We start from the raw sequence: 26,066 nt of genomic DNA, 5'->3' as shown, positions 1-26,066 counted from the left end.
AATTATGAGTTAGCTCTAGGGGGATTAAATTGAAAACTTTCTATTATAGCATAGATTTTTTTTGCAAGAGGTCTATTTGAGACTTCCGTTCTTTGGGCTGTGCGTATTTCTTGTTTAACACTTATAGCGATATGATACCATTATTGTTTATAATTGCTTATAAACTCAACGAAGTTTTACAATACCTTTGCATAACAATCAATAGTAACTTTTCAGCTACGCATCAGTTTACGACAAATTTTAACCAGAAATTGTTGCATTTGCTACTATCAACAAATAAGCAAGCTTTAATAGCGACTTACAAAAGTTATTAAAAGCGATCGCCAAGCATGAATTATATCAAATCCGGTTAGTATCGGAATGATATACAAGTGCGAGCCTCCCGATCGCTGTCGAAAGCAAGGCGGGAGAGTGGGAAAGTGGGAGGATTTCTCTTCTGCCCTCTTCCCCTTTCCCTCTTCCTTCGATATTCTGGGATTATTTCAAGGAAAAAATCCGCACTCAGACCATCGTGCCACTGCTATTCAAAGCGCACAGAAATCCGCTTCTTTGTAAAACTCCACAGTTCATTTTTCAAACAGTAGTCTAGTTCTTTTGCCCACTTTCGTTTTAATAAAGCCTTGATTTGTTACTTTCCACTGAAAAATTAGGCAGGGTTACGCCACGGTGAATCTTCGGTGTAAGCTAAAGCTACTCGTTTTGGATCGCGACTATTCCAGTCATCTTCTGCGATTTGAACTTTAGTTTTAGCAATTTCCCGCGTAAAAGGCGGCAGTGGTGGTTTAGTTTCCATCGGGTTGAATGATTTTGCTCCTTTTCAACGAGTCATCGAACTTAGCATAATAATGAACACAGCACAAGACCACTATAACCAGCAACTTGCTGCCGTTTACAGTTGGATGTCAGGAAATCCTGAAGCAGCGATCGAACGAAATCACGCTCTTTTTTGTCAATTGGCGCTCGACTCCGCACCGCGAGGATTAGCCATTGATTTAGGTGCAGGCTCAGGATTTCAATCTATTCCTTTAGCGCAATTAGGCTTTTCGGTAGTAGCTATAGATTTCTGTGAAGCCCTACTTTCAGAGTTACGCGATCGCGCTAAACATCTTTCCATCCGTACCATTCACGACGATCTGCTTAATTTCTCGCAACACATTCAGGAACAGGCGCAGCTCATTATTTGCATGGGCGACACACTTACACACCTAGAATCATTGAGTGCTGTCGATTCATTACTTTTGGACATTGAGCGCTGGCTGATTGAAAATGGGATGTTGATTTTAACTTTCCGCGATTATGTTTCAGCAGAGCTTCATGGCTCTCAGCGTTTTATTCCTGTACAAAGTGATGAATTTACAATCCTCACTTGTTTCTTGGAGTATCAGGAAAACAGCGTAGCAGTCCATGACTTACTATATCAAAAACAGGGCGATCGGTGGTCATTCAGTGCCAGTTCTTACCAAAAACTGCGGCTCAATAAAAATTGGTTGTGCGATCGGCTATCTGAAATAGGTTTACAGGTACTTCAGAACGAGATGATTAATGGAATGGTTTGTATCATTGCCAAGAAATTATATTAGAGACTTTATATTAGAGATAACCGAGAGTCGCTGTAGTGACTGTTCCGAAATTTACAGCCCCATCCAAGGCTTAGAAACTGAAATCTCAGGAAACCTGATATGAAACTCCTCCGATGGCTGACATTGTGCTTCCTCTCCTTGACGCTCACCCTCTGGCTGGGCTGTTGCTCCTCCCCACCCCAAATCCAGGCGGTGACGCTCAATTTGGGTGCGTCAGCCATGGTTCGCACTGCCATGGAGGAAATCGATCGACTCTATGAGCAGGAACACCCCCATATCTGGTTGAATCCGACATTTGCCGGAACAGTCGTAATTCGGGCAGCCATTGAGCAGGGGGAACCTTTTGATGGGATTTTGTTATCCGATATTTCACCCCTGGATGCGTTGCAAGCCCAAGGGCTGATTCTGCCGGAAAGCCGTCGGGAGTTAGTGACCACCGATATTGTGGTGATTGCTGCGGCTGATTCTGCGGTGCAACTGAATGATGTGCAGGAGTTAGCGAGCGATCGCTTCAAAACGGTGGCAATGGGCAACAAAGACCTGACGGTTGGCAAATATACCCACCCCATTTTGAGTCGGTTAGGCATCCTTCAGGCAGTGGAATCCAAGGCAGTCTGGGCAAAGGTGGATGTGCGGGAAGTCTTGCGAGCCGTCGAGCAGGGAGAGGCAGAGGTGGGCATTACCTTTCTGCCAGAAGCCAAAGCTTTTTCCAAGGTCAAGGTATTAGCCACCGTATCGCCCGACCTCTATGAGCCAATTCGCTCCGGTGCCGCTGTGGTTAAAACCTCTCCCCATCTCCAGGAAATGCAGGCGTATCTGGACTTTTTAAGCACGGATCGGGCAATGACAGTCTTTCAAAAATTTGGACTCCGCCCTCTGCGGTCTTAGATCGACGAAACTAAGCACGAGACAGACATGATGAAACAACACTCTAACTTTCTCAAAACCGTTGCCGGGAGCCTGGGAGCAGCCACTTTCCTGGCATTAGCAGTGAGTGGAATCGCATTTTGGAGCGCTAACCGCACCTTAGAAACTAACCGCCAGATCGCCCAACATCTAAAAGCGCTCAATAGTTTGGAAGCGTTGACCAGTGCATTTCAGGATGCTGAAAAGATCCAGCGGCAATACCTGCTCGCGCCAAACAAAAATGACTTCAGGAAATTTGGGCTTAGGATGATCGATGTCGATCAAGAATTGCGACAATTGCAAAGCTTGCTAGAGAACGATCCCCGCCAACAGGCAGCTACCAAGAGCCTGGAAGAATTTATCCTGCGTCGCATGGGGGAACTCCGGCAGGGCTTAGAACTCCGGGACACCAAAGGGCTGGCGGCGGCGATCGATCGCACCCCCCCGCGACTGCTCGACGAGATTACGCTGCTGACCCAGAAGATCGAAGCGATCGAAACTGTAGGGTGGCGGCAGAAACAGCAAGCGGCCACCCACACAACCCTTCTAGCAATGATGGCATTTCTGGTGGGCATCACCCTCAACCTAGGAATTATTCTGTTGACTTACCGCCTGATTTGCAGTGAAATCCTGAAGCGGAATCAAGCCGAAACCGACCTTCAGCAAAGTAACCAGACGTTTCAAAACCAGACTAGCCTGTTGCAACTAATCCTCAACAGCATGAGCGATGGCGTGACCGTTGCCGATGAAAATGGTCGATTGCTGCTGTTTAACCCCGCTGCAGAGCAGATGTTTGGCAAAATAACCGAAAGCCAGCCGGAAGAAGGGTCGGAGCAATATGGACTGTTTTATGCCGATGGGGCAACTCCGCTCCTAGCGGAGCAAATTCCCTTAGTACGGGCTGTTCGGGGTGAGGAAGTAGACAATATGGAACTTTTTAGCCGTCATAGCAAAGCCCAACAAGGCATCTGGATGACAGTTAGTAGCAGACCGCTCAAAGATGCCAGTGGTGCATTGAAAGGGGGAGTTGTTGTGTGCCGCGATATTAGCGATCGCAAGTCCACAGAACTACAAATATTGCGGGCAAAAGAAGCAGCCGAAGCCGCCAACCGCACCAAGAGCGAGTTTCTTGCCAACATGAACCACGAACTCCGCACCCCCCTCAACGGCATCCTCGGCTATACCCAAATCCTCCAGCGCGACCCCGCAACCACCGCCAAACAGATGAAAGGATTGGGGGTGATTTATCAATGCGGTTCCCATTTACTCACCCTGATCAACGACATTCTGGATCTGTCCAAGCTGGAAGTGCAAAAGATGGAACTCTATCCCCAGGATTTCCATCTGGCTAACTTCCTCTCTTCTACTGTGGATATTTGCCGCGTCAAGGCAGTGCAAAAAGGCGTGGAGTTTCATTACCAGCCCGCGAGCAACCTGCCCACTGCCGTCCATGCTGACGACAAACGCCTGCGGCAAGTGTTGCTCAACCTGCTCAGCAATGCGGTCAAATTTACCGATTTTGGCACCGTCACGTTTCGGGTAGAAGCGGTGGAGTCAGAAGACTCAAATTCAGAACTCAAAACTCAAAACTCGAAACTTTCAAGAATTCGCTTCCAAATTAAAGACACTGGCATTGGCATTGCCACAGAAAAACTATCCACGATTTTCTTACCCTTTGAGCAGGCCGGGAAACGCGATCGCAACATCGAAGGCACTGGACTAGGACTTGCCATCGGTCAACAAATCATCCAGAAGATGGACAGCGAAATTCACGTCGAGAGTGTAATGGGCCAGGGCAGCAGTTTTTGGTTTGAGATCGACTTGCTTCCAGCATCGGATTGGACAACACAAAATGCGATCGCCAACCACAAGGTTATTGGCTATCAGGGCGAACGACGCAAAATTCTGGTCATTGACGATCGCGAAGAAAACCGTCTGGTGGCAGTGAATATGTTGGAACCGCTGGGCTTCAAGCTGACAGAAGCTGATAATGGGCAGGCAGGTTTGGATACCACTATCCAGACGCGACCCGACTTGATTATTACCGATGTACATATGGCGATTATGGATGGCTTAGAAATGACCCGCCGCCTGCGACAATTGCCAGATTTTGCCAAAACTCCGATCATTGCCTCCCCTGCTACTCTCTCTCAGGTGGATATACAGGAAAGTCTGGATGCAGGGTGCAATAGCTTTTTCCCCAAACCGATCGAGTTTACTGGGTTGCTTGCCGAATTGCAGCGATATCTACAATTGCAGTGGATTTACGAAACCGAAACAGAGGCGACTCAACCCGCTGTCAGCAACGCCGATGAGGTTAGCATGATAATACCCCCTACTGCTGAACTGGCAACCCTCTATGCTGCCGCTCAGGGTGGTTTTATGACCGATATCCAGCAGGAAGCCCATCGCTTGAAGCAATTAACGCCGGAATATATTACCTTTGCGAACCGAGTTCTAGAACTGAGTCAACAGTTTGATGAGGAAGCCATTCTGCGTCTAATCGAGCCACGGGTTTAGCCACTTAATCTCGATCCACCATCAACCATTGATCGCTTCAATATATTTAGGAGTTTGCTAATGTCAGTCTATTCTATCTCTCAAGAAAACACGATCTTAGTCGTAGATGATACCCCAACCAATCTGCAAGTATTGTTTGATGTGTTGAGCGAACAGGGCTACCGGGTGGCGATCGCCAAAAATGGTGAAACTGCCCTGCAACGAGTGCAATCGTCTGAGCCAAATTTGATTTTGCTGGATGTGATGATGCCGGGGATCGATGGTTTTGAAACCTGTCAGCGGCTCAAAGCTAATCCGGCCACTCGCGATATTCCAGTTATTTTTATGACCGCCCTCTCCGACTCGGCGGATCAGGTCAAAGGGCTGAGCCTGGGTGCTGTAGACTACATCACCAAGCCGGTTCAGCATGAAGAAGTCTTGGCACGGATTCGGGTGCATCTCCAACTGCGGAATGCCACCCGGATCATGGAACAGCGCACCAACGAACTCAACCAGGCATTAGAAAGTTTCAAGCAAGCCCAAGTGCATCTAGTGCAAGGTGAAAAAATGTCTGCCCTAGCCCAATTGGTGGCGGGAGTGGCACACGAAATCAACAACCCGGTGAATTTCATTCAAGGCAACCTGAACTATGTCAAAGAATACACTCAGGATCTGCTGAACTTGGTGCAACTTTACCAGAAGCACTATCCCAACCCGGTACCAGAAATCCGAGAGCGGGCAGAATACCTGGAGCTGGAATTTTTGCAAGAGGATTTGTGGAAGATGCTGGGTTCGATGAAAATGGGGAGCGATCGGATTCGCCAACTGGTGCTCTCGCTGTGCAACTTCTCCCGCCTTGATGAAGCGGACTGCAAACCCGTTGATATCCATGCAGGTATCGATAGCACTCTGTTGATTTTGCAACACCGTCTGAAAGCCAGACCCGATTTTCCTGCCATCCAAGTCATCAAAAACTACGGGCAATTACCGGAGGTCGAATGCCACCCCAGTCAACTTAACCAGGTATTTATGAATATCCTCAGTAATGCGATCGACGCCTTGCAGACATCAGGTGTCAGGGATAACCAACAACCTACTATTACCATCAGCACCTCGATCAGTAGTGCTAACTCGATCGCAATTAGCATTGCCGATAATGGAGTCGGTATCCCGGAACTCATTCGCTCTAAACTATTCGATCCGTTCTTCACCACCAAACCCGTGGGCAAAGGCACTGGTTTGGGACTGTCGATCAGTCATCAAATCGTCACTGAAAAACACGGTGGCAAGATTGAGTGTGATTCCACTCTGGAGAAGGGTACTGAGTTTGTAGTAAAGATTCCGCTGCGACAGGTCATGGCACAGGTTGCTTAAAAGAACGGTTACGGTTGCCGCAACAATTATCAATCTATTTGAATACTCTTTATCTTAGAGAATAGTAATTAGGATTTTATGGTAACAGGACTTACTCACAAACTAATACTGTAGGGTGTGTATTACGCACCTTAACCCCTACCAGTAACGCATTCAACTATTTTTTACTAACAGATAAGCCCAGACGCATCTAAGTTTTACCGTCACTTCCGATAGAATTCTTGTGGGGTATCCCGCCCGCCCGAAAAATAAAATTTAGATGCCCAACAGCTTACTGTAGGGCGAAGCACACGGCACTTTACCCTCGGCCTAGTATCTCGGGCTCCATCCTCACTCCCCCAGGATCAATCCCAAATAGCCGTTGCTAATATTCGCGACTCATGTATGACTTGACTGATGTCACAATGTACGCGAAACTTTACATACAACTGATGTATTGCTTCTACTTATTAATAACTTATGTTAAGTTGTGACTCAAAACCTATCAATTCGTCAAAATTGATATAGCGCTTTGTCAGTCAGCCAACTCTCAAGAAGCTACTTCAGGAGGCATCGTCCCTGGCTTGCTGGTGTCGGTGTCTGTTCTCAATATTCCTATTCAGTCAGCCCGCATTATGGAAACACTAGAGTTTGTGATCTATCCAGATGGCCGCGTACAGGAAACAGTCACCGGCATTGTCGGTGCTTCCTGTGCTGAGGTAACGGCTGCAATTGAAGCTCAGCTCGGCGTGGTGCTTCACCAAGAGTCAACATCGGAATATTTCACACAAGCGCTGCATCAGTCAGCCGAAGCGACGGCCCAAGTGGCTTTTAGCGATTGGTAATTTTTTTTGTTGAGTTCACTTAAATTTTTTTGGAATCACCATGTCACACTTTAGCCAAATTAAGACCCAGATCCGCAATTTGAATTCTTTGGAAGCTGCTTTAACTGACTTGGGTATCGACTGGAAGTCGGGCCCAACTGAGGTGCGTGGCTATCGCGGCCTAACCAGCACTGCTGAGGTGGTGATTGAGCAAAAAAACGGCTACGACGTAGGTTTTAGCTGGAACGGGACTGAGTATGAATTGGTGGCTGACTTGCAATTTTGGCAGCAAGCTTGGTCTGTAGACCGTTTTCTGAATAAGGTGACTCAGCGCTACGCTTACCATACTGTGGTGAATGAAAGCGCTAAGCAGGGTTTCCAAGTTTCTGAGCAAAAGCAAAATCAAGACGGTTCGATCCGTTTGGTGGTGCAGCGTTGGTGCGCTTAATAATTTTTCGAGATTTTTGCAATCTTGTTTCATCAAAGTCCGCCTGCGCGGACTTATTTACTATTGTGGGGGTCTAAATGTCTGAGCTTTCTGGACTCGGAATAGATACAGCAAGCGATCGCTCTGGTTTAGAGCCGGAGTTGGGAGGTTTTTTGCGGGATGCGCCCGATCGCTCTGGTTTGGAACCGGAGTTGGGCGGGGTGTTGCGCCAAAAAGGTGTCTATGTTGATGAGATTACCTGCATTGGCTGCAAGCACTGTGCTCACGTTGCTCGCAATACTTTTTATATTGAACCGGATTACGGTCGATCGCGCGTGGTTCGACAAGACGGGGATTCTGAAGAGTTGATTGCTGAGGCGATCGACACTTGTCCGGTGAATTGCATTCACTGGGTTGATTACACCGAACTCAAGAATCTGGAAGAGGAACGCAAGGATCAGGTGATTCCTGTCGTTGGTTTTCCGGTGGATATGGCGACAGTTAAGGCCGGTATTCGCCAGCGACAAAAGAATAAGTTGGGCGATCGTAAGTTCAAAGGTAGCCATTGAAATCCCCAATTCCCATCCGCAGCTTGAAACCTGTGGCTCAAACAACAAAAACAGCCCGCGCGGGCTGTTGTTTGTATACATTGTATAGTCAAATTTATTTGAGAGGATGGTGCTCAGCGAGAATTTTCTCAACTCTAGCTTCGTCGATTCTGGCAGTTAATGTTGTTGCCTCGTTGTTATCGCGAATGGTTTTTGCTAAAGTAAAAGACGAGCCGACTGAAAAAGTTAAACCCATACCCATAAAAGCTTTTTGCCAGGGATCTACTTGTAAATAAATGACACCTACAGTAGTTGCGGAAATGGCAACAATAAAAGAAACCCAGCACTGAAGTATCCAAGCATTAGTATCTTTTTGACGTATGATTTGTTTCTGCATAGTGCCTCTAGGTCAAATATATCTTTTGGTGGATTAACTTAAAGCATAGAGAGTGCGACTGAAGCGGTCAGGAGAGCAGGGGACAGTTTCGATAAGTGAACAGTGCGATCGGGCTTTTTACTAAAAAATGAAACGCTGTAGATAGGTTTGAGCCGCAAGGAAGACTCGCAGCGAGTGGACAGTTGAAAAACTGGACTAAGGGAGATTGATGGAGTTGGATTTGTTTTGTTAATTACTAGGGTCGGCGTCTATGGTTTGCTGCTGTATTTGTAGTAGCAAAGCTTGATAACGCTGTCGTTCTTGTTCAAGTTGGGCGATCGCTTCCTCTGCACGCTGCCGTTCCTGTACAGCTTAGCTTGAGCTTGAGCAAGTTCTTTCTCTTGACGTTCCTGTGCAGCTTGAGATTGAGCAAGTTCTTTTTCTTGCCGTTCCTGTTCTCTGAGTTGATCCATTTCCACAGGAGTGAGAAACCTCCGGCCATCAGGTCGATAAATTTCTAGGGTATTTTCTGTCAATTCAAAGCGTATTTCCAACAGCGGACTAACCCAGCCATTCATCTCTGCAATCGGTTCAAACCAATCTTCATTGCGAACAAAGCCGCTCAATTCGATGTCGTCTGGATCGTAAATGTAATATTCTTGAGCTCCATAGCGCTGATAAAACAGGAGTTTTTGTCCCATTTTTCCAGCACGGTTGCCGGGGGATAAAATTTCAAAGACGACTTGGGGAGGGATGTTATCTTCTTTCCACTGTCTGTAAGAACCTCTGTCACCTTTTGGTCTGCCAAAGACTACCATTGCATCGGGTGCTTGGCGAATTTTGTTATTTCCTTGAACGGGATACCAAAGCAAATCACCTGCGACGAAGACTTCGGGGTTGTTGGCAAAGAAAATTTCTAGATTTTCTTTAATGGTGACAATCCATCGAAATTGTTTGGTATTGTCTGACATTGGCTCTCCGTCGCGATCGGGGTAGATGATTTCTGGTTTGGTTTCAGGGGTGAGTTGTTGTACCATCGGCTTTGGTGTTTGGGGGTGATGGTTTTAGTGTAGCTTTTGAGGGTGGGTGAGGAAATGGAGAGGGGCGATCGCTTTTCGTCAGTAGAGGGCGCGATCGCAAACCCCGCAAGTTGTTTCAGGAGGCAAAGAAGTATTCAAAGGAGCTGAGATTTGCAGTCCAAGTGGTCATCAGCTAACCATTGGAAGAGGTCAATAAATTTGCATACTTGCCTGATTTCAAGTATGACAAGATGTATAATGGAGTAGCGCTTATATTTGTTCCACATTAATCGACACGAAAAAAGTCATATCATGGAAAGCAAATCAATATCTATCTCCTTAGACGAACCGTTGTTGACACAAGCAGCAGTAAAAGAAATGCTAAACTTGTCGTCCGAGGCTCCTCTTTCTAAAGTTAAAGCTAGTGATTTATTAGAGGTTGCCAAATCAGCTATAAGAAATCAGCTAGTTTCTTGCCAGTGTTCTGAAAACGAACTGATTGGCTTACGGCTGGAGTACCAAGTTTCAAAAGAGGCTACTCAAAAACTTCGTGAAATCTACTTAGTTTCAGTAGAATGGAAAGCATACTCTCAAAACAAAAATGTAGCTGAACCTACAGAAAAATTTTCTGAAGAACACGATCTAGTTAAATATATTGATCGGCTACATAGCCGAGTGGAGGAGGCGGTGACAGCAATCGAGGGACACACATCCAGCAGCTCTCTAAGGAGTGAATTTAATTCCTATTCATCCATTGGTTATAGATGTGAGTGTGACGGAGATGCACGCTGCTTAATAGAGGGCGAACAATATAAAACTAAAAAAAAGAACGGGCAGTACATAGGCTGCTGCAGAGATTCTCGAGCTTGTCCAAATCCAGGTTCCGAACCAGCTAAAGATTAAAAGTAGCAATGATGCTGTTGATGGCTGGAAGTAAATCTGATCTGCGTTGAGCTAGAGACTCTAAATCATTTATAATTTCAGCCTTTTCAGCATTATTACTCAGAAAGCTCTTGATATCTTGATAAGTCTTTTGAGCCGCTATAATTTGATTAGCCTGCAACTGAGCTAAACCAAGATTGTGAAAACATTCAGGATCGCCCATACGTCGCTGGCAGAGAAATTTCAAGTCCTCAACAGCTTCTCTAGCCCTGCTTTGTTTCAGATATATATCAGCTCTGTATGGACGAACTTCCAAACCTGATGGAGATTCAGGGGCAACTTCTATAATTTGCGTATAGATTTTTACCGCTTCATCCAAATTTTTTAATCGCTCATAAAGCAAGCCCTGACTTACAAGATATTCATAATTATTATGGTCAATTTCTGCTGCTTTATTGTACGCCCTCAACGCTTGATAGCAGTCTTTTTTTCTCTCATAGCATTGCCAATCTTTAGTGGGATTATACATCTGTCCTAAAAAATAGTAAGCACCCGCTAAGAAATCAACAGTAGTTTGATTATCTAAATTAATTGGCATCTGCTCTACTTTCATTAGAGCAGTTTCAAGAGTGTTACGTCCGTCCAAAATACGCCCATCACTTTTATAAATCTGACTGATAGCAAAGGCAGTCATTACATTGACCAATCCAGGCAAATTCTTTGTTTGCAGCTCAGAGTCTGAAGCATTAGCTGTAGGTATTGGTAGATACCTGAGAGACCTCACATCTATTTTTACAGTTGTCACATAGACTTCTAATGCAGATGTATCTAAACGTCCCCAAATGATGATTGCTGCTCCCAAATTATTGCCAAGTATTTTGGCACGATCGCGACTTGATACACTTTGCTTTATTGGACAGACGGTAACATTAGGGATCATTTGAGCCTCTAGTCGCTCTTTAAGCCGCGTTTCCGTAAACAAGTTGTTAGTTTTATTTTGTCCTAGGCTAGAAAAATTAGCAACGGCGATCGCTAGTTTTCCCTCTTTGCGAGCAAGGTTAAAGCAGCTTGACTGTCCTAGCCCTATGCTGTCGCGGATTTGCGATCCGAAAAAGGTGGTTGTACCTAGCAAAAAAATAAATCCCAAGCTAGTCATCACTTTTAGATGTTGCCAGATTCCAGAAACTTTTTCTTTCGTAGATTCAACTGATACAGCGCTCGATTTCTTGAAGACTCCCCAAGGTTTTGTCAATTCCTCGTTCAGAGTGAAAACATTTTGAATAATAGTGTTATTATCCCCGTGAATTTGATTGGAGTCGCGCCCAGCACTGGCTCCTTGCATTGTACCTTCATTGGAGGAACCAGTGTTTAGCTCTTGACATACACCTATTTCCTGTGGCAACTGCTGATCGTCTAAATTCGAGGGCGATGGCTGAACCATGAGATTGACAGATCCCTAAAAATAGTGTTAATGACTTATGAATCAGCAAAAACAAAATGCAAGCACCCTGAAATTATTAGTAAATTTAGACACTTCCCAGGAAAAAGCTAGCTGCTACCCCTATCCAAGGTGCTAACTTAACAAAAATAGGTGTGAAAGTCTTCCAAAGTCCCTGAGTTGCTTCAACCGTTTCACTGGTAGTTTTGATACTCTCCGCTACTTTCTTGAGATTTGCCTTGATAGAGTCTTTATCAGGGTTTGCTTCCTTAGCCTCATCTTTGACAACAGCAAGGAGATTGTTGGCTTTCTTCTTCTTCTCGTCTGGCAAATCCGCTGTTTGCAGCAATGCTTCAATTTGTTCTAGTAGTGCGATCGCCTCATCTTGAGTAATCTCTTTCTCTGCTGGATCAACTTGATTTGTTTGCTGAATTTCGTTACCATCACCCGCAAGCACATTCGCATTGCCTCCTGCCACTCCTGCTTGCATCGCCCCTGTATTGCTGCCACCTTTAATGCTTTGACTCACTCCACCTGTATTCGATGACATAGTACCTACCTAACTTTATGTAAAGGTTTGAGTGAAAATTGTTATACACTAGAACATTGTGATAATCCCTAGCCCTATGCTGTTTTGCCGAACAGCCTGCATATAGTCTCCAATTCAAAAAAATTGTAACTTCCAATTCAAAAAAACTGCTATAAGTTCTGAACCTACCTTTAGCAGTACCGATTTCTACCAACTCTTAGATCTATCAGCACCCGCTAAAATTATAGCCTCAGTCATAGAAGGTTGGCAAGGCTAATATGCAAATTCAAACGCCAGAGTCGGTTAAACCGCCGATTGAGTGAAGTAGAAGCGATCGCTGTACGATCGCTATTTAACAGCTAATCAAAGGCTGTGCTGACTTGAGTTGGTGACAGGGGAGCGATCGCTACATCGAAAAGTGCAGACCAGTTCACGGTGAATACCTCTTCAAACAAGAAAATTAGTGTTGACAATCAATCAAGTTGGAGAGCGATCGCACCAGGCATTGGAACCCATGCTTTTGAGGATCTGCCGATCGAGTTCTCGGACTTGAGAGGTTCCGCAACCAGTAATATTTCTAACTATTGCCATAAATCATTCCTCATTTTATGGCTATTAATACCGAAGACTTGCTGTTACTCCGGATCGAGTTCTGAGTTTTGTGCAAATTATTAGCTAAGATTTGTAACGCTGCCGTCCTGGCGGTTGACGTGAGAAGTACGTAAGTTAATCCATCGGGTAGGTTAATCTTCTCCCAGTCCGCGGAGGCGAACTTTGTTTGTGGAGCATCGGAATTCCATTCGGCGGGTTAATTTTCGTTTGTGTGACAGTAAACTCCCCAAATTCCATTCGGCGGGTTAATCCATCGGGTAGGTTGACTTTGTAAGGTACGCCGGGGCGCACCTTACAACAACTCGAACAACTGCGGACTACTTATTTTTTTGCTGAGTCTTCGCTTGTTCGATCGCAATTTCCCTCACAGCTTGGAAAGAACTCAAATTCGACGATCCCTCAATCGCCTTCACCGCCAAATCTTGCACCTGTTTCAAAGCAGAATCAAGTTGTTTCGACAAACTAGCAAGGCGCGCATCTTGATTTTGAATCGTCTGCAACATCCCTTGAATTTGCAGTTCATAATTTTGCTTTTGCCCTTCGATATCTTTAGCAGACAAATCCGCCTTAACTTTAGCTTGATAATTGCCAATATTGCGGCCGTTATCTTTCCCATTCTTGATATTAGCTTCCAATTCTTTCGGGAAAGCTTCAACCTTAGCTTTAACTTCCGCAGACAGTTTTTCCCGTTCCGAAATAGAGTTTTCGCGTTCCGCCCACTGTTTCTCTTGTTCTTGGCGAAACTCTTCGATTTCTTGATACAGCCTTTTCTGACGCTGTTGGTATTCTTCGATGTCCAGATTGCGCTGAAGATTCAAATCATAATCATACAACTCTTCATCCCGATCGCGATTTTTTTGCTCGTTCTCATTACGTTCTTTAACTGCCAACTTTTGCAATTCCTGCTCTTTTTCCCAAGCTTGCCGGCGTTCCAACAATTCCTGTTCAACAGTTTCGCGCTGTTCGCTGAGTTCGTTCGTAAATGTTTTCGCGCTTTCTTCGTACTGTTGAATTAAATTGTCCAGCGTATCTTCTGCAACATCTTCTAAACTGTGCAACTCTTGCAGTTGTTGAATTTCCTCGTCCACAGTGCGCCGCAATTCTTCGACTTTAGCAGCTTCCGAAGTTAATTTTTCAGACAACTCGCTGACAGCACCACCAAAGCCAAATTGCAGCAAAATCAAATTATCAATTGTGGACTGCATTTTTTGTGGATTTTGAGTTAAAGCCATTGGTTTCTGTGCCTCCACAATAGGTTTTTCGGGGACTGCTGTTTGCTTTGGGGAAGCGTTTAGCTGTTGGATTTGGGATTCTAACTGCGCTTTTTCTTGCGCTGCTTCCTTGTACGCTTCTAAAATTTCAGCCTTGGTGCTTTTGTCGCTAACTCTTTTGTTCATGGCTTTTCATTTGTTGATAATTGGCAATTTATCTTATTTCTCCGTAAGGTGGGCATTGCACACCTTACTGGGTTTTAAGCTTTGCTGGCAAAAGCTTTCATTGCCAAATCTTGCGCTTGCTTCATCGTGGATTGCAGTTGCGCGGAAATTTCGGCGATTTGTTCGGTTTGTCGATCAATTGTCTGCTGCAAAGATTGCGCTTTCAATTCATATCCTTGCTTAGTGCCTTCCCATTCTTTCTCCACTAAATCTGCCTTGACTTTAGCTTCGCGGGAAACTTCTTGAATTGCTTCTTCTTTGGCTTTGACATAAGCCTGTTTGAGTTCTTCTTCAAATCCGGCGACTTTTGTTTGATTCTCTTCAAACTCCGCTTGATTGTCGCTGAGGACTTTTTCCCGTTCTACCCAATTTTTCTCTTTTTCGCGAGTAGATTCTTGCAAGTCCCGTTCTAGTTTGCGCTTCGTTTCTTCGTATTCGTCGGTTTCGATTTTGCGAGTGCGCTGTAATTCGTATTGATAATCTGCTGTTTCTTCTTGGCGCTTTTTAGTTAGGAGTGCAGTTTCTTCTTGAACTGCTGCATCAAATTCTTGCTGTTCTTTTTCCCAAACCTTGCGTTTTTGGGTCGTGTCTTTTTCGATAATTTCGCGTTGGTTAGCAGCGTTTTGTTCCAGCAGGGTCAACTTTTCTTGGTGCTCTTGAGTTAAAATGTGGAGGGCGTCTGCTACAACTCTGATTTGCTGCAACTCTTGCAATTGTTGGGCTTCGATTTCGATCGCGCGTTTTAATTCGTCTAATTTTGAAGATTCCGCCTTCAGTTTTTCGGAAAGTCCGCTGATGATGCTGCCGAAATCTAATTGCAAGTCAGCCAAGCCTTTGACTATGCTGTCAATTGTGTAGGTGGAAGCGACTTCGAGGAGTTGTTTGTTTTTGGTTTTTTCGGCTGACTGTTCTTTGGTTTCGACTTTGGATTCGATCTTTTTCTTGTCGGCTAAAATCTGCTGAAAGTTTTGCAAAATTTGGGCTTTGCTATCCTTGGCAGTTGCTATTGTCATAATGTTTGCTTCTCCTGATTATAACTTTTCGAGATTTTTGAGTGAGACGTTTTTAGTTATTCTAAGTTGCGAAGTTGGCTGAGAATGGCTTGGTATTTTCTGGCTGCGTCGGGTTTTTCTTCGGGATTGTCGTTGGCTAGAGTTTTGAGAAGTTTGCAGCAGCGATCGCACCGATTGCCTTCCCAGCAGCCGCACTCATCAATTATACTCAAAAGTGTGCCTTTTAGCAATTGATTTTCGGCTAACAAAGCTCGGTAATTCCGCTGAACAGATTCGGCAACTAAAGTCATGTGCTGGAAGTCTTCGGTGAGAGTTTCGATGTCGTTAACTGCATCTGTCCGAATTTGGTCTAGCAGCTCAAGATTCTCTCTCAAACGGCTTTCTTGCAGGTTTGGTTTGGTTTTTAGCTTGATTAATTTCTTCATTTCAGTCTGTTGTAACAGTTATGGCAAAGGCGCGATTAAATCGCGCCTTTACAACAAAATTAGAACAAGTCAGCAGTTGATTTGTCTTCGGCTGGCGGTAGCGACATACCGCCGTTGGAATTCAAAGCTATAGCATCGCTTTCACCGCCAGCGTGAGCAGCCATCAAGCAGGCAACTTGCTGCGCCGGCAGATTATCTAAACACACCATAGCCCTTGTTCCTTCTAAGTCAATCATCCGCGATTGATTGCTCGAATCTGACAAAACTGCTGCGGCTTGGTCGATAACTGCCCAATCTCCTCGCTCGTTCCAAGACCATTTTAAGCTGTAGTAGTTGATCGGTTTGACTACTCCGCTGTCGTCTGGTTTTTGACCGGAATGCTTGACAAATTCGGGAACAAAAATTCCGGTTGCCGGCTCTACGCCGCGAGATTGAACTGATGCTACCAAGCGGTTAAAATCGTTCAAGCTGCGGTTCTTGATGTATGTCACCATAACAACTCCTTGCGGCAATTCGCCACTTTCTGCGACGAACCACAGTTGACCCCACAATGTGTGCGAAGTTTGACCGAGGGAACCGAAGAATTTGGAGAATTTGAGGATTGTCATGGAACACTTGGAACCGTAGTCTGTATCGCCGATCGCCCATTGGCCACTTTGGCAATTGTTACGTACTGCGATCGGGATTTCTGGTACTAGCAAAGCATTGCTCGGTTTGGCACCAAATACTGAAAATGTCGGTCTTTCTTGTGTTTTAGTCATTGTTCCTTTTTCCTTAGTTATTGATTTATGTTCTGACAATTAGGAATCGGTAATTGGGAATTGAGAACTCACAACAATCGAATTATTTTTCTTCCCTCTTCCTTCTTCCTTCTTCCTTCTTCCTTCTTCCTTCTTCCTTCGATTACCTAATCAGATGTGTTGTCGCTTTTGGTTCTGGATAGGTATACTCAAGCATCGCCTCTTGTTGAGCTTTAATAATCCGCAGCGCGGCGAGCAAATGCTCTAATGTTTCTAGGTGCGCTGGGGTGAAGTGGATGCTGAAGCCTTCGCCATCCCGCGCGTAGCCGGGACAAACCAGTGAGGCTGAGCTTTGTTCTTCGTGGGTGGCGATGTATAGCCAGTCATCGTCTTCGAGCTTGTAATGCGTGTCTGTCCAGGTTCTCAGCATTTGCGATCTGCTCCTCCTTATTTGCTGCGTACAAGCGTTTTAACGCCCAGCGCTTCTCACTCCTCTGAAGTTTACGACGCTATATGTAGCGTGGTGGCTGGGATAATTTGCACCTTTAACCCTACCAGTCAGGCTCTACGGGTTGATTAAACCGTCAACTACCCTCATGGTAGCGCGGGTTGATTTTCCCGTCAAGTATTTTGTTGAACTTTTCATCAAAACAGGCTAGAATGCTTGTCAGGAGGCAAAAAACCGTGGAACAAACATTTGGAAGACTGATCCGTCAAGCTCGCAAGGACAAAGCTTACTCACAACGTGAGCTAGCAGGTATGCTAAGTGTGGATTTTACTTATTTGTCGAAGTTGGAGAACGATCGAGCGGATTATGCGCCAAAAGAGGACGTAATCCGATCGCTAGCGCGGAATCTCGACATAAACGAAGAGGAATTGATTTTCTTGGCGGGGAGGCTGCCGCAGCAGTACGAAGCGCTGCTGAAGCAGAATCCGAAGGAAATGCAGGCTCTTTTCCGCCGGATGCAAGAAAATCCAGATTGGCTCAAACAGTCTTTTGAAGCGTAAGAGAGGCCCCTCATAGTGAGTATTTTTAAACCGTATTGCTTCTATCCCAAAGAAACGATCGAGCGTTTGGCAAATGACATCTTGATGCAGATGCAGAAAACGCAAAATTTTGCTCCGAGATGGCCTTTTGATGCGACAACGGTTGCTGATTTTCTGGATTTGGGCGTAGTTTGGGAGTGCATTGAGCCGGATGAAGAAGGTGCGATCGCGGCGAGGATTTTGCCGCAGCAGCGGTTAATCGAAATCAACGAACAGATTCTCGAAAAACCCCCAGGCTTCATCGAATCGACGATCGCCCACGAAATCGGACACTGGGTGCTACACGTCAATCAAGACGAAGCAGACGGCACTGTGGAACAGTTGGAATTAAACTTGGGCAATGAAGGAAAAAGCGCCCAAGATGTCGAGGAACCGTTTGTTTGTCGGGGTGCGAGTGCTGATAATAAGGTTTTGTCGATCGAATGGCAAGCCCAATATTTTGCAAGCTGTTTGTTGATGCCTCGGTGTATTTTGGAGGAAAAAAGACGGGGACGCGATTTAACTAAGTGGTCGCATTTATACAAAATGAGAGATGAGTTGGGAGTGAGCATTTCCAATTTGACAAACCGCTTGCAAGAATTCGATTGGATTTACATTCCCAAGGGAACGCGCGAGATTTATGCCGGGAAAGATGCGGCAAACGGACAGCACCGGTTGTTCGGTTGAGAGGGAACTCGAATTTGAGATTTGAGAATTGCGAGCTCTCGAATCTCAAATTGTTAACATTATTTGTACGCCAGGAGGCAACAAAATGAAAGCCAAACGAGTAGCAGATTTAACAGTTGAAGAATTGAAAGCGATTATTGCGGAAGTAGTAGATAGACGGCTGATTAATTGGCTAAACACCGCTAATCAAAAATCATATACCAGGTTTACTGCTAGAACGAAGGAAGAACAAACGCAGGGAAATTTAGGAGAAAGAGAGCCGTTGCCAAAGCGGCGAAAAAAAGGAAATGGCGAGGAACGAATAAAGACAATTACAAGTGAAGTTCTTAAAGCATTATATAATGCTCCTATAAAATCATCTGCCTTGCTTCCTCCCAGAACGGAGGAAGAACAAATGCAGATAAAATCATCTGCCGTGCTTCCTGCCAGAACGAAGGAAGAACAAATGCAGAGAAATTTAGCCACAATTGAGTGGTTAGATAAATGGGCAGAAGAAGGAGATGAAGAAGAACAGCGAGAAACTTTTGAATATCTGCAAAAAGCCTTAGATGAAGACCGCCTATCATCGCAGCGACTTTTATTTCAAAAACAATGATTGTATTATTAGATTCTGGCCCTTTAGGAACATTGACAAATCCTAAAGGGTCGGATGTGACAGTGGAATGCCGGATGTGGGTGCGCTCTTTGTTGTTGAAAGGTTACAGGGTTATTTTACCTGAAATAGCAGATTACGAAGTGCGGCGAGAGTTGCTGCGTGCAAATAAACTGGAAGGAGTTAGACGGCTTGATGACTGGAAAGAAAGGCTTGAATACTTGCCAATAACAACGCCAGTAATTCTCAAGGGGGCTGAGTTGTGGGCAACATCGCGTCAGGCAGGAATGCCAACAGCAGATCCCAAAGAACTTGATGGAGATGTGATTTTAGCTGCTCAAGCTTTGCTGGTTAGTGAAAGTGGAGAAGGGGTTGTTATTGCTACAACAAATGTGGGGCATTTGTCGCGATTTGTGGATGCTCGTCACTGGCGAGATATTGACTGAGCGTACAGAAAAAATTAAAAGTCACAAGTTAAATTACATCTTATGCTAACCAATATTGAAATCCTGCTGGCAGCTTGTGAGGAATTAAATATCCCTTACGAAATACTGCATCATTCCCAAAACTTGATTAGACTCAAACAGGGCGGCGAAGAATATTATTTTGTCAATTACATGACGCCATTTAACAGCGCGTCAGTAGCAGAGATTTTTAAAGACAAAGAATATACTTATCAACTATTAAACGGCAAAATAAATACTCCCCGAACTCTCGGTTTTGTCTCGCCTCACTGCGAGGAAAAGTATAAAAAGTATTTGAGTTTTCCAGAGATTGAATCAATAGTTTTAGAAGTAAACAAAAAATTCGCTTTCCCGGTGATTCTCAAAAGAAATCGCGGTGCTGGTGGCAACAATGTTTTTTTGTGTGAAACTAGAGAGCAAATTAAAGAAGCTCTAGAAATTATATTTAACGTCAACAGCAAAGATTATGACTATGTGGCGCTAGCTCAAGAATACATCGAAATTGCCCACGAATATCGGGCTGTATTCTGCAAAGAGAAGCTAGTTTTGCTGTACGAGAAAGACAAATCTCAGGCTGAATTTGCGGGAAATTTAAGCCCGCTGCACTGGGAAGGTGCAAAAGCCAAACATATAATTAACCCCACTCTCATGTCTGAGATGGAAGATTTTGTTAAACCTGTTTTTGCGGAAATGGCGATTAATTATGCTGGGCTTGACATCGCGCTAGATAAAAAAGGAGCATATTGGTTGATTGAAATTAACTCAAGTCCTAATTACGATATTTTTGTCAGAGATAACGATCGCCAAATTGTGGTAACAATGTTTAAAGGCATTCTGGAGAGCTTGATTGTTAACAAAACACCTTATTTGAAAGGAAGAGTTGAGTAACAAGAACCTTAACCCAACTTACATATTTTGAATTTCACTCCATTCCTTGAAAATACCAGTAAAGATTAGCAACAGTTAAATCATTGACTTCTTGCCAACTTGAGGGGGCTAAAGCTTTATAGCCAGAGGTAGTTGCTTTCTGACTGATATAAGATTCATGTTGTTGACGCAAGCTAGGTTTTATCAAAAATCGCAATTGATCGCGTAGTGATTTAAAGTGGGATTTTTGCTGCAAGTTTTCGTAGAGCGCAATTTCTTCTGGTTCTGCCACTATAGCAACTTCTTGATTAGTATTTGAAACTGGTGTCGTTTCCATATTTAAACTAGCCAATTGTTTACGCTCATCAGCCGATAAACTTAGCATCCAATCTACCTGGTTTTGCCAAGAGTTTAAAACGGCCAGGTCCTGATTGTAAATTCGTGTGATTTCTGGAAATATAAAATCAATTTCATCTTTTGTGCAGCGCTCAATAACCGTGAGAATGTCTTGGCGTATTCTTTCTTGGAGGTGGGAAAGGGAATTACTTACAGACGCAGGCTCGTTCAGCAATTGATAAGTTAATGAAATTGTTTGCTCAATTGCCCAAGCACATTCAACTCTACGAAGATAGCCCACTGCACAAGTGGCTTTGAATAATTCAGGATTATTATAGTCAGCTAAAGCATTAGCTAAAATGTGTTGTGCACTTGTTAAGGTAGAATTTCTGGTATGTTTATCTTCCATTAATAAAGCATTTTGAATTAGTCTCTGTGCTTGATCGAATTTCTGATAAGCTCGACTTAAGATTAAACGATGTTGCTCAAAATTAATGCTTTCAGCTAACAGTTTAATTTCAGCAATAACTTCTGCTTTCTGGTCTTTCAGCAGTGCGTCTATACTAATAAATCCTTGTGTAACTGTTAGCTTCAATTCCTTAATATCTTCCCTCATTTTCAAAGTCTGATGAAGGTTAACGGCTGACAGTGCAGCTATGGCCACCACGCCGACACCAATGACGGCAGTAGATGCTGACAGAATGCCCACATTAGCCGAAAGAGATTTTAAGCCATACTCAATCACATCTAGTCTTTTGCAAGTTTCTTTAAAATTTAGATCTGTTTGAACCATTTGCGCTACACCTAATACAAAATCTGGAATAGCTAACAATGGCTCAGCAACCATACCAATTGCCGCACCTACAAAGTGACCTGTTGCTCTGTCTCTAGCAATTCCCAATAATACTCCTGCACTATTCTTCACGACTTCATAAGTGCCGGAGATAATACCCGCCTGTATGTGAGGAGGAAATACAAAAACCATATTTTTTTACCTGAATAACGATTAATGTTACACATTATAATATATTATATGATTATGGTTAAATCTGTCAGTCTACAGTGGAATTACTTAAATGAACGAATTCCTGAAAGCATTTCAGAACATCGCCCAATCTGCGGATCTCGTCGCGGCGGATGATGATAAATCCTTAGAAATTAAGGAATCTGCTACAACCGTAATTAAGTCTGTCCAGCCTGGGTTTGATGAATTGAGGGAATCAGCCACCAGACTTGAGAAAGTTGTGCAAAAATGCCGAAACGATATCGATCACGCTGAAGACGTTTGGACTTGTAAACTTGGGATTATCCAAGCTTCAAAACCGGAAATATGGCAACAGCTTGGGGAACTGAGCGGCTGTCATGTCAGAATTAATGAACTAGGGCAGCGATGTCAAAATTCGGCGATTGATCAATCTCAAGATTATTGGGATAAAATATTTGATGTCCGCGTGAAACAGAAGTGGTTTATTGATGCAGCCAATAAACAAAAAAAAGGAATTGGCTGGAAAGAAAAAGATTATTGTCTTAAAGATATTCCCCTGGCTGTTAATCTTGTTTGCAGGGAAATAGATCAAATTATTAAGCGGAGCCTGGATCTGGTTTATCAAGACCTTAGCACGATCAACTTAAAAGTGATTACGCAGTGTTTCGGAATTTTAGATAAGCAGACAAAAGCTGTGTGGAATCATCACATGAATTTAACTTTTAGTCAAATAGCAAATAAATTTGAGCAGCCGACAGTTTATTTGCCTGAAAATACCAAATCACTGAGTTCTGTACTTAGTCCCGCTCTGGATAATTTATCCAAATACCGTTTAGGTGATCTTTTTTGGGAAGAGGTTATAAATTTTAAAAAGGAGGTTTCAACCGCGATCGATAATTTCATTAATTCAATCTTTGATGACAGATTAAAACTAGGAAGTCGAGCTTTGGTTAAAGCCATGATATTTTATGATGAATTTCTCGAAAAGCAAGATAGATATCAGCAAGAAACACCTGCACAACGTCAGGCTGAAAGAGCCTGGATTGATTCGCAATGGACAGAAATTCAGAGACTGGAAAAAGGTATTAAAGTAATTCTAAATTCTTCTCCATAATTCCTTAAGCTACTGTTATTGTACTAGATCGCACTTCTTCACACGCTAAAATAAACTTAGTCACAATTCCATGAAAAAAATGACAACACAACTACTAGAACTAGAGGGAACGTGGGAAGAAATTCTAGCGCAATCAGCCAAATTTGCCGATCGCCGAGTTCGCGTTATTGTTCTTGCGGATGAGGAACCGCTGAAGTCAGCCGAAGACTGTTTTCGTCAAGGATGGTACGAAGCAATGACAGGAGAGACTGTAGCGCTTTCTGAACTGTGGGAAGACATTGATGCAGCGATCGAGATGATGCAGTCTCTCCCAGAAACTTTACAGCAGCAAGTAGCAGAATACTTGAAAGAGTATATCGCAGACTTAAAAGATGAGCTTCAATGGGAAGAATCTTTCCAGAAAACGCAACCGCAACTTGTGGCTGCTGCTCAACGCGCAAAACAAGAAATTGCTGAAGGAAAGGCACAGGAAATGAGACTCAATGAGTTATGAAATCTGCCACCCTTCCTTCCTTTTGGGAAAAATACAATTCTCTTGACAGTAGAGTAAAAGAGCAAGCTAGAAAAGCTTATCGTTTCTGGCTGGAAAATCCCTTTCATCGATCTTTGCACTTCAAGTGCATCAACCAAGAGGAAAATATCTGGTCTGCGAGAATCACGCGCGGCTATCGACCAGTGGGGATTTTACAAGGAGATACCGTGACATGGTTTTGGATTGGAAACCACGATGATTATGAACGTTTCTTCTAGTAATCAGGCCGGGGCGGGTTTTCGAGATGGTTGGTTTCAGGCAATTATTGTTAGCGAACCAGCCCCTAAATCGCCTGGAATATTGCCTGTTTCACAAGAGTTAAAAACTTACATTCTTTCCAATACCTTAATCCCCAATAACTCCAAACCCAATTTCAAAGTCCTCGCCGTCAAATCGCACAAAATCAACCGCGAAGTCCGCAACGGTTCCTCAGCTTTCAAAACCGGACATTGCTCAAAAAATTGATTGAACTTTTGACTCAATTCAAACAAATACTGACAAATCCGATTTGGCAACAAATCGCCGCCAACAGCATTCACAACTTCACTCAACTGCAATAAATGTTTGGCTAAAACTAACTCGGCATCTGATTGCAAAATCACTTTCGCACCAGCATCTAAATTCTCGAAATCAATCTCACCTTTGCGGCGAATTCCCTGCACGCGCACGTAAGCATACAGCATATAAGGAGCGGTATTTCCTTGCAATGCGAGCATTTTGTCGTAACTGAAAATATAGTTGCTGGCGCGATTTTGACTTAAATCGGCATACTTAACGGCACTCAAACCAACTGTTCGAGATACGTTAGCAATGAATTCCTCAGTTTCTTGTCTTTCTTCGATTTTTAATCTCTCTTCCAAATCTTGGCGCGTGCGGACGATCGCCTCATCTAACAAATCCTGCAACCGCACTGTTTCGCCAGAACGAGTTTTTAATTTTTTGCCGTCTTCTCCCAATACCAAACCGAAGGGAATGTGGACAATTTCGACATCATCTGGAATCCAATTGGCTTTTCTGGCTACTGCAAATACTTGGGCAAAGTGGTTTGCTTGTCCCGAATCGGTGACGTAAATTAAGCGCTTTGCATTGTCTTTTTGGATGCGGTAGCGCACTGCTGCTAAATCTGTTGTGGCGTAATTGTAGCCGCCGTCGGTTTTTTGGACGATTAGTGGCAGTGGTTCGCCTTCTTTGTTGGTGAAACCCTCTACAAAAACGCATTTCGCGCCGTCACTTTCTACTAACAAACCTAAGTTGGTTAAATCTTCGACTACTGCGGGCAATAATGGATTGTAAAACGATTCGCCGCGTTCGGTTAATTTGATATCCAGCAAGTCGTAGATTACTTGGAATTCGCGGCGAGATTGATCGCACAGCAATTTCCAGGCGCGGCGGGTGTCTTCTGCGCCTGCTTGCAGTTTTACTACTTCTTGGCGGGCGGTTTCTTTGAAGGTTTCGTCTGTGTCAAAACGCTGTTTTGCTTGGCGGTAAAATGCGACTAAATCGCCTAAGTCTAGGGCGTCAGCGGTTGTGAGGGCTTCAGGGTGAACTTCGCGCAAATATGCGATCAGCATCCCGAATTGGGTGCCCCAGTCGCCGATGTGGTTGATTCTGAGTACGTCGTGGCCTTGAAATTCGAGGGTACGGGCGATCGCATCTCCGATGATTGTCGATCGCAAGTGTCCGACGTGCATTTCTTTGGCTATATTCGGACTGGAAAAGTCGATCGCGATTGTCTGAGGCGTTTTCGCCGGTTCAATCCCCAAACGCGAGTCGGCGGCGATCGCACTAATTTGCGCTTCCAAATAAGCCGGTTTCAGCTTCAAATTGATAAAACCAGGCCCGGCGATTTCTGGGGTTTCGCAGATGTCAGTAATATCTAGGTTTTCGATAATTGTCAAGGCGATCGCCCGTGGGGGCTTTCCTAACTTTTTCCCCAAACTCATCGCCGCGTTGCACTGAAAGTCCCCAAAGTTGGGATTGCTGGCGGCGGCTAGCATCGGATCTGCACCTGCATAACTTTCGCCGAATGCAGCGGTGAATGCTTTTTCAAATTTTGCTTTTAACTGTTGGGCGATCGAGTTCATCTTGAATATTTTGATTGGATGTTTATTTTCAACTCTAGATTAAGCACTTTTTGCCAATAATACTCTTATTACTTAGGTAATTTCCCTCTGGTTCTCTCCCTCTGGCCCTCTCCCCCTTTCCTCACCTACTAGGAAATTTTGTACTTAGCTTTGAGCTGCTGATGCGATCAAAATCACTGGCCGTGATAGCACAGAGTACATTTTATCACAGTTGCGATCGCTACACAAATTTAAAATTATCACATCTAGCCACTGATCTCGATCGCTAGATCATTTTGTTAAATCGCTTACATTAAGGTATGTTAAAATTTTTTCAATGCTCCCAAAAATCCTACGAAAGGAAGTAGTTATGTTATCTCAACCAATTTTTGGCGATCGCTCTCTGACAATCGCCTTTTATCAAGCAGTAATCGCTCGCTTCTACGACGGTTTCAGTCTCTCCGCCCAAGCACTATTACGAGAGTGTACGCTTGGCTTCGCCCCTTGTCCCGATGGAGTCAAAACCTTTTTCATCATCGCGCCGAGTCTGGATGCAGCAGAGCAACTAATGGAAAAAATGGACAGTATTTTGGAGCGAGTTGCCGAACTCATGGCTGGAGTCGGACAAGTTGCCCTGTGCATAGTTCCCCCCGGCAGCGAAGCAGAGCAACCGGTTGATCTGCAAAACTTAGAAAATGTTCCCCCGGATTGTCTGGCTTGCAAATTCTTTACAATTATATGGGCCGATGCTGCGGCCGATCGGTAAAATTGACAGTTAGCAACCAGCAAATCA

27 protein-coding genes and 2 pseudogenes are annotated in these 26,066 nt (G+C 44.2%); 17 read left to right on the top strand and 12 right to left on the bottom strand.

What is annotated here, in order from left to right; translation table 11 throughout:
* Positions 1–520 precede the first annotated feature (520 nt).
* Positions 521–793, bottom strand: a pseudogene (locus QUB08_RS22440) (DUF1348 family protein).
* A 52-nt stretch (positions 794–845) separates the two neighbouring features.
* Between QUB08_RS22440 and QUB08_RS22435 the strand changes: the two are divergent.
* The 7 genes from QUB08_RS22435 (at position 846) to QUB08_RS22405 (ending at position 8,158) form a co-directional block, all read left to right on the top strand.
* A complete protein-coding gene (locus QUB08_RS22435) occupies positions 846–1,580 on the top strand; it encodes a class I SAM-dependent methyltransferase (protein ID WP_333227247.1) in 735 nt (244 codons plus the stop codon).
* Positions 1,581–1,679: 99 nt separating this feature from the next.
* Positions 1,680–2,468 carry a molybdate ABC transporter substrate-binding protein gene (modA, locus tag QUB08_RS22430; protein WP_333227245.1) on the top strand — a complete coding sequence of 263 codons (789 nt, stop codon included), beginning with the start codon at positions 1,680–1,682 and terminating at the stop codon, positions 2,466–2,468.
* Between the two features lie 27 nt (positions 2,469–2,495).
* A complete protein-coding gene (locus tag QUB08_RS22425; protein WP_333227243.1) occupies positions 2,496–5,006 on the top strand; it encodes an ATP-binding protein in 2,511 nt (836 codons plus the stop codon).
* 60 nt (positions 5,007–5,066) lie between these two features.
* A complete protein-coding gene (locus QUB08_RS22420; protein WP_333227241.1) occupies positions 5,067–6,359 on the top strand; it encodes a response regulator in 1,293 nt (430 codons plus the stop codon).
* A 614-nt stretch (positions 6,360–6,973) separates the two neighbouring features.
* Positions 6,974–7,183, top strand: a complete 210-nt coding sequence (locus QUB08_RS22415; RefSeq protein WP_015176940.1) for a DUF2997 domain-containing protein — start codon at positions 6,974–6,976, stop codon at positions 7,181–7,183.
* 40 nt (positions 7,184–7,223) lie between these two features.
* Complete coding sequence (locus QUB08_RS22410) at positions 7,224–7,610, top strand: DUF1257 domain-containing protein (protein ID WP_333044208.1); 387 nt, start codon at positions 7,224–7,226, stop codon at positions 7,608–7,610.
* 77 nt (positions 7,611–7,687) lie between these two features.
* A complete protein-coding gene (locus tag QUB08_RS22405) occupies positions 7,688–8,158 on the top strand; it encodes a ferredoxin (protein WP_333227239.1) in 471 nt (156 codons plus the stop codon).
* 94 nt (positions 8,159–8,252) lie between these two features.
* On the opposite strand, the gene QUB08_RS22400 is transcribed toward QUB08_RS22405, so the two are convergent.
* Positions 8,253–8,534, bottom strand: a complete 282-nt coding sequence (locus QUB08_RS22400; protein ID WP_332949608.1) for a YiaA/YiaB family inner membrane protein — start codon at positions 8,532–8,534, stop codon at positions 8,253–8,255.
* Between the two features lie 228 nt (positions 8,535–8,762).
* Positions 8,763–9,550: pseudogene (locus QUB08_RS22395) on the bottom strand (Uma2 family endonuclease).
* A gap of 294 nt (positions 9,551–9,844) precedes the next feature.
* On the opposite strand from QUB08_RS22395, the gene QUB08_RS22390 reads away from it, so the two are divergent.
* Complete coding sequence (locus QUB08_RS22390; protein ID WP_333227237.1) at positions 9,845–10,435, top strand: hypothetical protein; 591 nt, start codon at positions 9,845–9,847, stop codon at positions 10,433–10,435.
* Here the strand turns inward: QUB08_RS22390 and QUB08_RS22385 are convergent.
* From QUB08_RS22385 to QUB08_RS22355, 7 genes are all read right to left on the bottom strand, one after another.
* Positions 10,425–11,855, bottom strand: coding sequence for a tetratricopeptide repeat protein (locus QUB08_RS22385; protein ID WP_333227235.1), 1,431 nt, complete (start codon positions 11,853–11,855; stop codon positions 10,425–10,427). The two genes, QUB08_RS22390 and QUB08_RS22385, sit on opposite strands and share 11 nt — an antisense overlap.
* An 85-nt stretch (positions 11,856–11,940) precedes the next feature.
* Positions 11,941–12,402 (bottom strand): hypothetical protein, encoded by a 462-nt coding sequence (locus tag QUB08_RS22380; protein ID WP_333227233.1) that lies wholly within the window; start codon positions 12,400–12,402, stop codon positions 11,941–11,943.
* A gap of 908 nt (positions 12,403–13,310) precedes the next feature.
* Positions 13,311–14,390: a hypothetical protein gene (locus QUB08_RS22375; protein WP_333227231.1), complete on the bottom strand. Its 1,080-nt coding sequence runs from the start codon at positions 14,388–14,390 to the stop codon at positions 13,311–13,313.
* A 74-nt stretch (positions 14,391–14,464) separates the two neighbouring features.
* Positions 14,465–15,442: a hypothetical protein gene (locus tag QUB08_RS22370; RefSeq protein WP_333227229.1), complete on the bottom strand. Its 978-nt coding sequence runs from the start codon at positions 15,440–15,442 to the stop codon at positions 14,465–14,467.
* Positions 15,443–15,498: 56 nt separating this feature from the next.
* Entirely contained in the window at positions 15,499–15,867 is a 369-nt protein-coding gene (locus QUB08_RS22365) for a hypothetical protein (protein ID WP_333227227.1), read from the bottom strand.
* Positions 15,868–15,926: 59 nt separating this feature from the next.
* On the bottom strand, positions 15,927–16,628 hold the full coding sequence (locus tag QUB08_RS22360) for a hypothetical protein (RefSeq protein ID WP_333227225.1): 702 nt from the start codon (positions 16,626–16,628) through the stop codon (positions 15,927–15,929).
* Between the two features lie 142 nt (positions 16,629–16,770).
* Positions 16,771–17,037 (bottom strand): hypothetical protein, encoded by a 267-nt coding sequence (locus QUB08_RS22355; RefSeq protein WP_006634886.1) that lies wholly within the window; start codon positions 17,035–17,037, stop codon positions 16,771–16,773.
* 254 nt (positions 17,038–17,291) lie between these two features.
* Here QUB08_RS22355 and QUB08_RS22350 point away from each other — a divergent pair, with 254 nt between their 5' ends.
* The 5 genes from QUB08_RS22350 (at position 17,292) to QUB08_RS22330 (ending at position 20,264) form a co-directional block, all read left to right on the top strand.
* On the top strand, positions 17,292–17,615 hold the full coding sequence (locus QUB08_RS22350) for a helix-turn-helix transcriptional regulator (protein ID WP_333227224.1): 324 nt from the start codon (positions 17,292–17,294) through the stop codon (positions 17,613–17,615).
* 15 nt (positions 17,616–17,630) lie between these two features.
* Positions 17,631–18,320, top strand: coding sequence for an ImmA/IrrE family metallo-endopeptidase (locus QUB08_RS22345; RefSeq protein ID WP_333227222.1), 690 nt, complete (start codon positions 17,631–17,633; stop codon positions 18,318–18,320).
* Between the two features lie 85 nt (positions 18,321–18,405).
* Positions 18,406–18,915: a hypothetical protein gene (locus QUB08_RS22340; protein ID WP_333227220.1), complete on the top strand. Its 510-nt coding sequence runs from the start codon at positions 18,406–18,408 to the stop codon at positions 18,913–18,915.
* Entirely contained in the window at positions 18,912–19,358 is a 447-nt protein-coding gene (locus tag QUB08_RS22335) for a nucleic acid-binding protein (protein WP_333227218.1), read from the top strand. The genes QUB08_RS22340 and QUB08_RS22335 overlap by 4 nt, the downstream gene beginning before the upstream one ends.
* 42 nt (positions 19,359–19,400) lie before the next feature.
* Entirely contained in the window at positions 19,401–20,264 is an 864-nt protein-coding gene (locus QUB08_RS22330) for a YheC/YheD family protein (protein WP_333227216.1), read from the top strand.
* A 34-nt stretch (positions 20,265–20,298) separates the two neighbouring features.
* On the opposite strand, the gene QUB08_RS22325 is transcribed toward QUB08_RS22330, so the two are convergent.
* The gene (locus QUB08_RS22325) at positions 20,299–21,564 is read right to left on the bottom strand and encodes a hypothetical protein (protein ID WP_333227214.1); all 1,266 of its coding nucleotides are present in this window, start codon (positions 21,562–21,564) and stop codon (positions 20,299–20,301) included.
* A gap of 91 nt (positions 21,565–21,655) precedes the next feature.
* Between QUB08_RS22325 and QUB08_RS22320 the strand changes: the two genes are divergently transcribed.
* The 3 genes from QUB08_RS22320 (at position 21,656) to QUB08_RS22310 (ending at position 23,428) form a co-directional block, all read left to right on the top strand.
* Positions 21,656–22,678 (top strand): hypothetical protein, encoded by a 1,023-nt coding sequence (locus tag QUB08_RS22320; RefSeq protein ID WP_333227212.1) that lies wholly within the window; start codon positions 21,656–21,658, stop codon positions 22,676–22,678.
* Positions 22,679–22,757: 79 nt separating this feature from the next.
* Positions 22,758–23,171 (top strand): hypothetical protein, encoded by a 414-nt coding sequence (locus QUB08_RS22315; RefSeq protein ID WP_333227210.1) that lies wholly within the window; start codon positions 22,758–22,760, stop codon positions 23,169–23,171.
* Positions 23,168–23,428 (top strand): ParE family toxin-like protein, encoded by a 261-nt coding sequence (locus QUB08_RS22310; RefSeq protein ID WP_333227208.1) that lies wholly within the window; start codon positions 23,168–23,170, stop codon positions 23,426–23,428. Before QUB08_RS22315 ends, QUB08_RS22310 begins: the two co-directional genes overlap by 4 nt.
* Positions 23,429–23,536: 108 nt before the next feature.
* On the opposite strand, the gene argS is transcribed toward QUB08_RS22310, so the two are convergent.
* A complete protein-coding gene (gene argS, locus QUB08_RS22305; protein WP_333227206.1) occupies positions 23,537–25,294 on the bottom strand; it encodes an arginine--tRNA ligase in 1,758 nt (585 codons plus the stop codon).
* A gap of 349 nt (positions 25,295–25,643) precedes the next feature.
* On the opposite strand from argS, the gene QUB08_RS22300 reads away from it, so the two are divergent.
* Entirely contained in the window at positions 25,644–26,039 is a 396-nt protein-coding gene (locus tag QUB08_RS22300) for a hypothetical protein (protein WP_333227204.1), read from the top strand.
* Positions 26,040–26,066 lie beyond the last annotated feature (27 nt).

The organism is Microcoleus sp. BR0-C5 (assembly GCF_036705045.1).
Taxonomy (GTDB): Bacteria; Cyanobacteriota; Cyanobacteriia; order Cyanobacteriales; family Microcoleaceae; genus Microcoleus.
Note: the sequence above shows the minus strand (reverse complement) of the source record. Positions and strands in the feature narration are given on the sequence as shown.

Bases quoted from the DNA above. Each gene is read 5' to 3' on its own strand.
- QUB08_RS22365 (WP_333227227.1), bottom strand. From the start codon at position 15,867: ATGAAGAAATTAATCAAGCTAAAAACCAAACCAAACCTGCAAGAAAGC.
- QUB08_RS22300 (WP_333227204.1), top strand. From the start codon at position 25,644: ATGTTATCTCAACCAATTTTTGGCGATCGCTCTCTGACAATCGCCTTT.
- QUB08_RS22420 (WP_333227241.1), top strand. From the start codon at position 5,067: ATGTCAGTCTATTCTATCTCTCAAGAAAACACGATCTTAGTCGTAGAT.
- QUB08_RS22390 (WP_333227237.1), top strand. From the start codon at position 9,845: ATGGAAAGCAAATCAATATCTATCTCCTTAGACGAACCGTTGTTGACA.
- QUB08_RS22310 (WP_333227208.1), top strand. From the start codon at position 23,168: ATGAAATCTGCCACCCTTCCTTCCTTTTGGGAAAAATACAATTCTCTT.
- QUB08_RS22385 (WP_333227235.1), bottom strand. From the start codon at position 11,855: ATGGTTCAGCCATCGCCCTCGAATTTAGACGATCAGCAGTTGCCACAG.
- QUB08_RS22360 (WP_333227225.1), bottom strand. From the start codon at position 16,628: ATGACTAAAACACAAGAAAGACCGACATTTTCAGTATTTGGTGCCAAA.
- QUB08_RS22340 (WP_333227220.1), top strand. From the start codon at position 18,406: ATGAAAGCCAAACGAGTAGCAGATTTAACAGTTGAAGAATTGAAAGCG.
- QUB08_RS22400 (WP_332949608.1), bottom strand. From the start codon at position 8,534: ATGCAGAAACAAATCATACGTCAAAAAGATACTAATGCTTGGATACTT.
- QUB08_RS22325 (WP_333227214.1), bottom strand. From the start codon at position 21,564: ATGGTTTTTGTATTTCCTCCTCACATACAGGCGGGTATTATCTCCGGC.
- QUB08_RS22380 (WP_333227233.1), bottom strand. From the start codon at position 12,402: ATGTCATCGAATACAGGTGGAGTGAGTCAAAGCATTAAAGGTGGCAGC.
- QUB08_RS22315 (WP_333227210.1), top strand. From the start codon at position 22,758: ATGACAACACAACTACTAGAACTAGAGGGAACGTGGGAAGAAATTCTA.
- QUB08_RS22375 (WP_333227231.1), bottom strand. From the start codon at position 14,390: ATGAACAAAAGAGTTAGCGACAAAAGCACCAAGGCTGAAATTTTAGAA.
- QUB08_RS22425 (WP_333227243.1), top strand. From the start codon at position 2,496: ATGATGAAACAACACTCTAACTTTCTCAAAACCGTTGCCGGGAGCCTG.
- QUB08_RS22415 (WP_015176940.1), top strand. From the start codon at position 6,974: ATGGAAACACTAGAGTTTGTGATCTATCCAGATGGCCGCGTACAGGAA.
- QUB08_RS22335 (WP_333227218.1), top strand. From the start codon at position 18,912: ATGATTGTATTATTAGATTCTGGCCCTTTAGGAACATTGACAAATCCT.
- modA (WP_333227245.1), top strand. From the start codon at position 1,680: ATGAAACTCCTCCGATGGCTGACATTGTGCTTCCTCTCCTTGACGCTC.
- QUB08_RS22330 (WP_333227216.1), top strand. From the start codon at position 19,401: ATGCTAACCAATATTGAAATCCTGCTGGCAGCTTGTGAGGAATTAAAT.
- argS (WP_333227206.1), bottom strand. From the start codon at position 25,294: ATGAACTCGATCGCCCAACAGTTAAAAGCAAAATTTGAAAAAGCATTC.
- QUB08_RS22355 (WP_006634886.1), bottom strand. From the start codon at position 17,037: ATGCTGAGAACCTGGACAGACACGCATTACAAGCTCGAAGACGATGAC.
- QUB08_RS22435 (WP_333227247.1), top strand. From the start codon at position 846: ATGAACACAGCACAAGACCACTATAACCAGCAACTTGCTGCCGTTTAC.
- QUB08_RS22320 (WP_333227212.1), top strand. From the start codon at position 21,656: ATGAACGAATTCCTGAAAGCATTTCAGAACATCGCCCAATCTGCGGAT.
- QUB08_RS22410 (WP_333044208.1), top strand. From the start codon at position 7,224: ATGTCACACTTTAGCCAAATTAAGACCCAGATCCGCAATTTGAATTCT.
- QUB08_RS22370 (WP_333227229.1), bottom strand. From the start codon at position 15,442: ATGACAATAGCAACTGCCAAGGATAGCAAAGCCCAAATTTTGCAAAAC.
- QUB08_RS22405 (WP_333227239.1), top strand. From the start codon at position 7,688: ATGTCTGAGCTTTCTGGACTCGGAATAGATACAGCAAGCGATCGCTCT.